A 2861-nucleotide genomic window follows, 5' to 3' on the forward strand; every position below is an offset into this window, starting at 1 on the left:
TTGGTCGAAAGATCTGATCATCATAAGGGAATTTAGTTCAATTTCTTATGCGCAGCTCAGGTTAATTAAGGTTATTGTTGTATTTTCTTTACTATCTGGGTGTGCGCAAAGAACGCTTAATATTAGTGATGAAAATGGTGTAGTTGTTGGTGAATGCGTCTCTGGGTTTGATTGGCACTTTTATGGCTTAGATGACTCTATTGATTACATGCTTTACGAGTGTGCACAAAGCGCTTTGGCAAAAGGGTTCACAATCGATGAGCCTCGGTTACTAACGCTGGACTTTTCTCTCCCTCAATTGCCTGAAGGTCTTTCATGGAATAAAAAGAGGGCGATGGCTCAGTTTCATGAAGGAAACATAACCGAAAGAAAGTTAGGTTATATTTTAGCAAGTATAGAAAACGATTATACGAAGATTGCTTGGGCTGCTGAAGATGACTTGGCCAGTGGCAAAATCACAGAACAGCAGTACAAAGTAATAATAGAGCAGGCTAAACTCGTGTGGCTCGGAGAATAATGCATATTGTGTGTTTTTAACGTTAGCTCACCTTTATAGTGTGTGTAATTTGGGCCTGTAATGGGGTTAGGTGATGATAGACTTAAGCGACTTATTAAAATTGCGAGTAAACCATGAGTAATAATAACGGTATACAGTTGTCAGATATAGAAGTAGCGACCCAAGAAGTGGTTGACCGTCAACTTGAAGCTTATAATAACCGCAATATTGAGGCATTTGCTGCGACCTATCATGATGATGTGGAAATTCATGAATTCCCTGGTGGGTTGCGCTTTAAAGGTAAAGAGACATTAATAACCACGTATGGGCCTAAGTTTGCCAGTTTAAAACGTTTACAGGCAGTGTCGTTAACCCGTATCGTAAATAACAACATATTGGTTGATCATGAATTGGCTGAATCGTGCAGTGAAGATCCTAAGGTAGTTGACCGCAGCATACGCGTTATTGCATCTTATGAAGTGATTGATGGTTTGATAAAGCGCGTGGTCTTTATGTAAAATATATCTTCGCCTAAACTCAGAAGTAATGTTTATGCGATATGCGCAGACAATTCTATTTGCTTCTTCTCACTTGGTTTATAGGTAAACAGCCCATATTTTAGCTGCTCGGTGTTTAGCTTTTGAGCAGTTAAACTTTAAAAAGAAAAAAATCGGTAATGTTATGTTGTTTGTGCATACTTTTCACTGCATTTAACGACGACGGTACAGGACATTAACAAGGGTTGCTTATACCGCTGATCTCTCATCATTTTATAGCTTAATAATGGCTGTAAAATTGCGTGTGAAATGAAAGCTAACTTACAGAGTAACTGCAATATAATCACAAATTTAATCTCCTTGAAACTTACATAAACAGTTCTATTACAAGCATCGAAAATATGCAAAATGTGCTCATTTGTACCGAGTGTCTTTGTAAGCTAATCTTGCGCTCCTTTTTGTTTTTACCCTCTGGAAATTCAATTTAATGTTACGCAGTACAGGTTATATAGTTAAATTAATTGGCGCGTCTTGTCTCACTTCATCGACTGTTTTTGCTGCCTCAACTGAGCTTGATGTGCTTAAACAACAAATTGCTCAGCTAGAGAAGCAAGTGTCTGACATAGAAAAAGGTAAAACGGGCTTAGTTGAAGCAAGGTCACAAGGAGTTAAGGTTGGAGGCGCGATACGGTTTAATTACAGTATGACTTCTTATGATGAGGACGCTGAAAATCGAGGAGGGGATATTGACTTTGATTTGGTGCGCTTTAATTTTTCTGGTGATGTAGCGGACATTGGCATTAATGCTGAGATTCGCTTTTTAGATTATATGCGTGTTGTTAAATATGCCTATATTAATCATGAGTTTGCGTCAAACTGGGAAGCTCAACTTGGGTTAGCACCTGTGCCATTTGGTAATACGCCACATAGCTCACATTCTTATTTTATGAGTCCTAATTATTTTGTCGGCCTTGAAGAGGATTATGATTTAGGGCTGGTAGTGAATAAACAGGGGCATGATAACTGGCGTCTTGATCTTGGTTTTTTCAAAAATGATGACCTCGGGGGCATAGATGGTGGGGCACAGGGCCGAGAAGACAGATATTCAGTCGACATAGTCGGTGCTCGTTCACAAAATGAGGGATTGTTTGATGCGCCAAGCCAAAAGCTTGCGGAATATAATACCTTTGCTGGGCGCTATGCCTACCAGTTTGAACATCAATTGGGGAATACTCAAGTCGGGTTTTCACTGCTGCATGGTGGTTTGCATAATGGGGTAGCCAGTGAAGGCAATCATAAGGCTTGGGCGGTACATGTATCGAGTCAAATTAACGAATGGCACTTGCATTTTCAGCACACACAATATGAGTATCAATTAGGTGATGTGCAGCAAATTGCTATTGGTGCCAATGCAATGTACGACACCATTGCTGCTGGTGCATCGTCTGCAAATTTTGGTGTTGCGTATGATCTTAAAGTGAATATTGGGTCGATCACCGAGCTTAATTTGTATAATGATTTTGGTGTTGTTTACGATAAAATCGATGAGACCAGTAACACGTGGAGGAATATCACAGGGATATCAGTCTCTGCAGGGGCTGTGTTCGCGTATATTGATTTAGTCCATGCGACAAACCAACCGTTCATTGGTGGCTCAATAGCAGGTAACAGTGATGTTTTTGAACGGCGTTTTAATATTAATGTTGGCTATTATTTTTAGTCAGCATTGTACATAGCTTTTAGAAGTAGAAAGCCGCTTTAGATTAATGAAGCGGCTTTTGTCATTTTGGGTTGATATTAACCAAATAACCTCAGGTTTGGGCTATTACAAATAAACGCAACGCCGAGAGTGAGAAAAATAGCTTTAT

General features: G+C 39.6%; 3 protein-coding genes. All 3 read left to right on the forward strand.

Annotated features, from left to right (window positions below; translation table 11 throughout):
- The first annotated feature begins 73 nt into the window (after nt 1–73).
- The 3 genes from CWC18_RS20700 to CWC18_RS20710 all read left to right on the forward strand — a co-directional run bounded on the left by CWC18_RS20700 (nt 74) and on the right by CWC18_RS20710 (nt 2713).
- Nucleotides 74–517: a hypothetical protein gene (locus CWC18_RS20700; RefSeq protein WP_249930163.1), complete on the forward strand. Its 444-nt coding sequence runs from the start codon at nt 74–76 to the stop codon at nt 515–517.
- A 113-nt stretch (nt 518–630) separates the two neighbouring features.
- A complete protein-coding gene (locus CWC18_RS20705; RefSeq protein WP_138593260.1) occupies nt 631–1014 on the forward strand; it encodes a nuclear transport factor 2 family protein in 384 nt (127 codons plus the stop codon).
- A gap of 466 nt (nt 1015–1480) precedes the next feature.
- Complete coding sequence (locus CWC18_RS20710) at nt 1481–2713, forward strand: carbohydrate porin (RefSeq protein ID WP_138676046.1); 1233 nt, start codon at nt 1481–1483, stop codon at nt 2711–2713.
- Nucleotides 2714–2861 lie beyond the last annotated feature (148 nt).

It is taken from the genome of Pseudoalteromonas aurantia (genome assembly GCF_005886875.1).
Taxonomy (GTDB): Bacteria; Pseudomonadota; Gammaproteobacteria; order Enterobacterales; family Alteromonadaceae; genus Pseudoalteromonas; species Pseudoalteromonas aurantia_A.